Raw genomic sequence first — 6,528 nt, 5'->3', positions numbered from 1 at the left:
GCAAGAAGATGTCCAAGTCCAAGGGCAATGTCATGGACCCGCTGGAGCTGGTCGACGACTACGGCGCGGACGCCTTGAGGTTCACCTTGACGGCCATGTCCGGCCAGGCGCGCGACATCAAGCTGTCTCGTCAGCGCATTGAAGGATATCGGAATTTCGGCACCAAGCTGTGGAACGCCACGCGCTTCTGCCAAATGAACGGCTGCGCCCGCGCCGAGGGTTTCGACCCGGCGAACCTGAAGTCGACGTTGAACCGCTGGATCGCCGGCGAGACGGCGCGGGCCGCCGCAGCCGTGACCGCGGCGCTGGAGGCCTGCGCCTATGACGAGGCCGCCGGCGTGCTCTACCGCTTCGTCTGGAACACCTTCTGCGACTGGTACGTGGAGCTAGCCAAGCCGATCCTCAACGGCGCCGACGAGGCCGCTCGCGACGAGACCCGGGCCTGCGCGGCTTGGGTGTTGGACGTGATCCTCAAGCTGCTCCACCCCGTCTCGCCGTTCCTGACCGAGGAACTCTGGGCCCAGACCTCGGACCTTGGCGCCACGCGCACCTACCAGGGCCTGCTGATCAGCGCCGCCTGGCCTGACCTGCCGCTCTCCTTGGTCGACGCCGAGGCCGACGCCGAGATCGGTCTGGTCCGCGCCACCGTGGAGGAGGGTCGCTCCGTCAGGGCTGCGCTCAACGTGCCGCTGGCCGCGCGTCCGGACCTGCTGGTCATCGACGCAGACGAGCGCCAGCGCGGCATTCTGTCGGCCAACGCCGTGGTGATCGCCCAGACCTTGCGTATCGGCGAGGTCAGGTTCGAGGCCCAGGCGCCGCTGGGTTCGATTCCATACGTCGTCGAAGGCGCGACGCTGGCGCTGCCGCTGGCAGGCGTGATCGACGTCGACGCGGAGCGTGTGCGCCTGGGCAAGGAGGTGGCCGCGCTCGCCTCCGACATCCAGCGCACGGCCGGCAAGCTTTCCAACCCCGACTTCGTCGCCCGCGCACCGGAAGAGGTGGTGGAAGAGAACCGCGAACGCCTGGCCGAAGCCGAGGACACCAAAGCGAAGCTGGAAGCGGCGCTCGCCCGCCTGGCTCCGGCCGCCTGAGCGCATGCGGCGTTGGCTTTGCGCGCCGGCTCGTGTTTGGCTCGTTTTGAGGCGGCGCTGACCGCCGTTCCGGAGGAACACGATGTCTGAGGCGCAAGCCGCCGCCTGGCCGGCCATGTCGATCGCCCAGGCCCACGCCTTGCTGACCGCGCCGGGCCAGCCGCTCGAGATCGAGACGGTCAACATCGCCGGGCGGCCGACGCGCACCTGGAAGAACACGCCGCCCAGCCTGCGCGCCGTGGTGGCGATGAGCCGGGCGAATGGCGAGCGGATCTTCCTGGTCCACGAGGACGAGCGGGTCAGCTTCGAGGCCTTCCATCGTGCGGTGGCGGCGTTCGCCCAAGACCTGTCCGCCCACGGCGTGGTCAAGGGCGACCGCGTCGCGATCGTCATGCGCAACCTGCCGGAATGGCCGGTGGCCTTCTATGCCATCGTCTCGCTGGGCGCGATCGCCACCCCGCTGAACGCCTGGTGGACCGCCCAGGAACTTCAGTACGCACTGACGAATTCCGGCGCGAAGGTCGCGATCTTTGACGCCGAGCGCGCGGCGCGCGTCGCCGAGCAGCTTGGCGCTTGCCCGGAGCTGGAGCGGATCTACATCGCCCGCGGCGGGGAGGCGGCGATCCCCGATCCCCATGTCGTGCGTCTGGAGAGCGTGATCGGCGCCCCGCAGGATTGGTCGGGCCTCGATGACATTTCGCTGCCTGAGACTCCGATCCATCCCGATGATCCGGCGACGCTGCTCTACACCTCTGGCACGACGGGCGCGCCTAAAGGCGCGCTGGGCACGCATCGCGGCGTCAACACCAACATCCTGACCTCGGCCTGCGCCAGCGCGCGTGTCTTTCTGCGTCGTGGCGAGAGCCCGCCGGCGACGACCGCCGACACGCCGCAGCGATCGATGCTGATGTCGGTGCCGTTCTTCCATGTGACGGGATGCGTGGCGTTCCTCAACCCGACCCTGGCGGCGGGCGGCAAGCTGGTGATGATGCGGCGTTGGGACCCGGTCCGCGCCTTCGAACTGATCGCCCGCGAAAGGATCCAGACGGCCGGCGGCGTGCCGACCATCGCCTGGCAGCTCATCGAACACCCGGCGCGCGCCGACTACGACCTGTCGTCGCTGGAGGCGGTGATCTACGGCGGCGCGCCGGCCGCGCCCGAGCTGGTGCGCAAGATCCGCGAGACCTTTCCGGGGTCCCAGCCCGGCATCGGCTGGGGCATGACCGAGACCAGCGGCACGGTCACCAGCAACTCCGCCGAGGACTATCTGAACCGGCCCGACTCCTGCGGCCCGCCCGCCGCCGTCGCCGACCTGAAGATCGTCGATCCGGCCGATCCGTCGCGCGAGCTGGCGGTGGGGGAGGTGGGAGAACTGCTGGCGTTCGGGCCGATGGTGGTCAGCGGTTACTGGAACCGGCCAGAAGCCACCGCCAGCGGATTCGTCGACGGGTGGGTGCGCACGGGCGACCTGGCGCGCCTGGACGAGGACGGCTTCTGCTACATCATCGACCGGGCCAAGGACATGCTGATCCGGGGCGGCGAGAACATCTACTGCATCGAGGTGGAGAACGCCCTCTACGACCATCCGGCGGTGATGGACGCCGCCCTGGTGGGCCTGGCGCACCGCACGCTCGGCGAGGAACCGGCCGCTGTCGTCGCGTTGCGTCCGGGCGCGCAGGCCAGCGAGAAGGAATTGCGGGCTCACGTGGCCGAACGGCTAGCGGCGTTCAAGGTCCCGGTGCGGGTCCTGATCGCCACGGAGACCCTGCCGCGCAACGCCAACGGCAAGATCCTCAAGAGCGAGCTGAAAGGTTGGTTCGCAGCGGAGCCGGCGGCGAACTAGGCGTGAGCCGCCAGCGCCTCGACCTGGCCCTCGTGGCGCGCGGCCTAGCGGAAAGCCGCGCCAAGGCGAGGGCCGCCATCGAGGCCGGCCAGGTCAGCATAGACGGCCGCATCGCCACGCGGCCATCAGAGGTCGTCGCCGATGACGTGCATCTCGAGGCTGCGCCGGCCCATCCCTGGGTCGGGCGCGGGGCTCTGAAGCTGGTCCACGCCCTCGACCTTTGGCCGATCGCTGTCGAGGAGCGGATCGTGCTGGACGTCGGGGCTTCGACCGGCGGGTTCACCGAGGTGTGCCTCGCGCGCGGCGCGGCGCGGGTCTACGCGGTCGACGTGGGCCGCGGGCAACTTCATCCGAAGCTCGCCGCCGACCCCAGGGTCATCGACCTGCAGGCGACGGACGCCCGCGCCATCGACGCCCGGCTGGTTCCTGAGTCTGTAAGCCTGGTGGTCTGCGACGTGAGCTTCATCGGCCTCGCAAAGGCTCTGCCGCAGGCGCTGCGGTTGGCGCAGGCGGGCGCCCACCTCATCGCCCTGGTCAAGCCGCAGTTCGAGGCCGGACCGGAGCATGTCGGCAGGGGCGGCATAGTCAAGGACGAGGCCGTGCGGCGGCGCACGCTCGACGACGCAGCAATGTTTCTGACCTCAAGCGGATGGCGCGTGGCCGCCGTGGCGGACAGCCCGATCGCTGGCGGAGACGGAGCGCGGGAGTATCTGCTCTGGGCGCAAAAAGAAGCCGCCCGCGCGAACGCGGGCGGCTGAGGCGACGAACGGGGAGGTTCGTCTCAGACTTGGGAAGTCTCAATAGGCTCTAGTCGACGACCTGATAGCGGCCGCTGCGATCCTGGCAGACGCGTACGAAGCGCTTCTCGACCTGGCCGTCGGGAAGGTAGATCGGGCTTTCCGCCAGGGTGCAGCCGTCGCTGCCGACCGGGCGGTCGCTGACGGCGAAGCGGTCGCCGTAGCGATCGTAGGCGTAGGTGTTGTCGTAGCGCGCGCTGTAGCCGTAACGGTTGTCGTTGTCGTAACGGCGATCCGGATATCGGCTGTCGGTGTAGTAGGGAGAGCCGTTGTTGTAGTTGTTATAATAGCTGGTGTTGCCGTTGTAGTAGCCGTTGTTATAGCTGCTGCGCGGCTGGTAACCGCCATTGCGGCAGGCGGCTGAGTTGTTGCCGACAACGCCGCCGGCGACTGCGCCCAGTGCGCCGCCCAGCAGCGCGCCTTCAGTGCGGGCGTTGCGGGCCGCGGCGTTGGAGCCGATCACCGCGCCCAGTGCGCCGCCCAGCAAAGCTCCGGTCGTGCCACGGTTGGTCTCGTCGCGCCTGCACGGATCGTAATAGCTGGCGCCATACGGCTGAGCCGAGGCGGCGCTGGGCGCCGCCACGACGCCGGCCAGGGCCACGACGGCCGCCGCAGCGGCCAACGCGCCCTTAGCAATGCTGGAATTCTGGATCATCGGTTTCTCCCCCCTGGGGCTGTGAAAAGTAGACGACGTGCGCGGCTTAGCCGCGCCCGCTCGGCCGCCAGACGCCATCGCGCTGACGACAGACTTCGAAGCTGTGGTTGCGGCCGCCGTAATACTCCTGCACCCAGCGGCAGTTGCGGCGTTGCGAGACCCGGCTCGGGTAATTGCCGCACTTGAAGTTGTTCTTGGCGATCTGGTGACCGGCCACCGCGCCGACCGCACCGCCAAGGATGGCGCCTTCGGTCTTCGCGCCGTTGCCGGCGACGCTGCCGCCAACGAGCGCGCCTAGGACGCCGCCCGTAAGGGTGCCGGTGTTGGCCTGACGGCGTTGCTGATCGCGGCACGGGTCGCTGGACCCATAATTGCGCTGCGATTGAGCGGCGGCGAAATCAGGCGCGGCGAGAGTCGACGCGCTGATGGCCGCGACGGCGCTAAAAACGAGTATACGCTTCACGGGCTTCTCCTTCGCTCGAACGGGCGGCGCCCATCGCCGCTTATCGAATGGCAAGATGACCGAACCAAGGTGAACGGAGTTTGAGCGGGTCGTTCATCTTCGTTCATGAAACGGCCGAGCTTTCCTCGGCCGTTGTTTCCAAAGCTAAATGGGCTTGACCATGCGTGGTTCCGGGCCGCTCGCGGCCGATCCATCCATCGAGCGCGGCGCAAGCCAGACTCTGACCGACATCCGCATCCAGGCGGTAGGCGGGGAGGGTGACGGCATCGCCGAGGGCCCGATCTATGCGCCCTTCACCCTGGCGGGTGAGCGCGTACGCGTCGCCGGGACCGGCGAACGGCGCGAACTGGTCGAGGTGCTGGAGCCCAGCATCCAGCGCGTCGAGCCGCCTTGTCCTCACTTCGGCGCCTGCGGCGGCTGCGCCCTGCAGCACTGGGAGCATTCGGCCTATCTGGCCTGGAAGGTCGACCGGCTGGTCGCCACCCTGGCGCGCGAGCGGATCGAGACCGAGTTCCTCAAGCCTTTCGCCGCGCCGCCCGGATCGCGCCGACGGATCACGCTGCATGCGCGGCAGGGTCGTCGCGGCGAGGCGCGCCTGGGCTACAAAGCGCGCAAGAGCTGGAGCCTGGTGGACATCGAGGTCTGCACCATCGCCGATCCGCGGCTGGTTGCGGCGATCCCGGCGCTTCGCCGGTTAGCGGCGCCGCTGTTCCAGCACGCCAAATCCGCGCCCAGCCTGCACCTGACCTGGAGCGACGCCGGTCTCGACGTCGACATCAGCGGCGTCGAGCGGCGTAGCGGCGGCGGGCTGTCGGCCGACGCGCGCATGCGGCTGGCCGACCAGGCGGCGGCGGCCGATTTCGCCCGCGTAACCCTGGACGGCGAGGCGGCCTACATGTCGCGCCAGCCCACCGTGCGCGTGGGCCCGGCCACCGTGGCCTTGCCGGCGGGCGCCTTCCTGCAGGCGGTCTCCGAAGCCGAAGCCGCGCTTGCCGCTTTCGCCCTGGACGCCGTTCAGGGCGCCTCGCGGATCGCCGACCTCTATTGCGGCGTCGGCGCGTTCAGTTTCCGCCTGGCGCAGGTCGCGCCCGTGCTGGCGGTGGATTCGTCTGCGCCCGCGGTGCGTGCGCTCTCCGCCGCCATCGCCTCCGCGCCAGGCCTCAAGGGCATCACGGCGGAGACCCGGGACCTCGTCCGCCGTCCAGTCCTGGCCGAGGAACTAAAGAAGATCGACGCCGTGGTGTTCGATCCGCCCCGCGCCGGCGCCGCCGAACAGGCGGCCGAACTCGCCCGCTCCAAGCTCGCCCGTGTGGTGGCGGTGTCCTGCAACCCTGCCACCTTCGTGCGTGACGCCCGCATCCTCATCGACGCCGGCTTCACGCTGGAGCGCCTACTGCCAGTGGATCAATTCCTGTGGTCGCCGCACATCGAGCTCGCCGCTTCGTTCACCCGCTGAGCCTCACCCGAACAGGTCGCCCTGGTCGCCGGCCTGGGGCGGCGCCCTGAAGGTGGTCACGTCCAGCGGCGGCAACTCGCGATCGAGGCCGTAGCGCCGCTTGGCCGCCTTGAACCGCTGGGCCAGCAGGTCGGCGATCGGGCCTTCACCGCGCATCCGCTTGCCGAACTGGGCGTCGTAGTCGCGCCCGCCGCGCATTTGGCGCACCAACGACATCACCCGT

Annotated in this window: 6 protein-coding genes and 1 pseudogene; 4 read left to right on the top strand and 3 right to left on the bottom strand. The window is 69.2% G+C overall.

The features are described from left to right. From Q8R27_RS06510 to Q8R27_RS06500, 3 genes are all read left to right on the top strand, one after another. The coding region (locus tag Q8R27_RS06510; RefSeq protein ID WP_305698247.1) for a class I tRNA ligase family protein at positions 1 to 1,091 on the top strand (1,091 nt) is incomplete at its 5' end. A gap of 82 nt (positions 1,092 to 1,173) precedes the next feature. Next, entirely contained in the window at positions 1,174 to 2,934 is a 1,761-nt protein-coding gene (locus Q8R27_RS06505) for a class I adenylate-forming enzyme family protein (protein WP_305698246.1), read from the top strand. 2 nt (positions 2,935 to 2,936) lie between these two features. Then, entirely contained in the window at positions 2,937 to 3,692 is a 756-nt protein-coding gene (locus Q8R27_RS06500) for a TlyA family RNA methyltransferase (RefSeq protein ID WP_305698245.1), read from the top strand. Positions 3,693 to 3,741: 49 nt separating this feature from the next. On the opposite strand, the gene Q8R27_RS06495 is transcribed toward Q8R27_RS06500, so the two are convergent. Then, the gene (locus Q8R27_RS06495) at positions 3,742 to 4,386 is read right to left on the bottom strand and encodes a glycine zipper 2TM domain-containing protein (protein ID WP_305698244.1); all 645 of its coding nucleotides are present in this window, start codon (positions 4,384 to 4,386) and stop codon (positions 3,742 to 3,744) included. A 46-nt stretch (positions 4,387 to 4,432) separates the two neighbouring features. After that, on the bottom strand, positions 4,433 to 4,849 hold the full coding sequence (locus tag Q8R27_RS06490) for a glycine zipper 2TM domain-containing protein (protein ID WP_305698243.1): 417 nt from the start codon (positions 4,847 to 4,849) through the stop codon (positions 4,433 to 4,435). A gap of 220 nt (positions 4,850 to 5,069) precedes the next feature. Between Q8R27_RS06490 and Q8R27_RS06485 the strand changes: the two genes are divergently transcribed. Continuing rightward, positions 5,070 to 6,305, top strand: coding sequence for a class I SAM-dependent RNA methyltransferase (locus tag Q8R27_RS06485; RefSeq protein ID WP_305698248.1), 1,236 nt, complete (start codon positions 5,070 to 5,072; stop codon positions 6,303 to 6,305). 3 nt (positions 6,306 to 6,308) lie between these two features. Here the strand turns inward: Q8R27_RS06485 and Q8R27_RS06480 are convergent. After that, positions 6,309 to 6,528, bottom strand: a pseudogene (locus Q8R27_RS06480) (radical SAM protein); the annotation flags it as partial.

Origin of the sequence: Phenylobacterium sp., from assembly GCF_030697305.1 — a bacterium.
Classification (GTDB): domain Bacteria; phylum Pseudomonadota; class Alphaproteobacteria; order Caulobacterales; family Caulobacteraceae; genus Phenylobacterium.
Note: the sequence above shows the minus strand (reverse complement) of the source record. Positions and strands in the feature narration are given on the sequence as shown.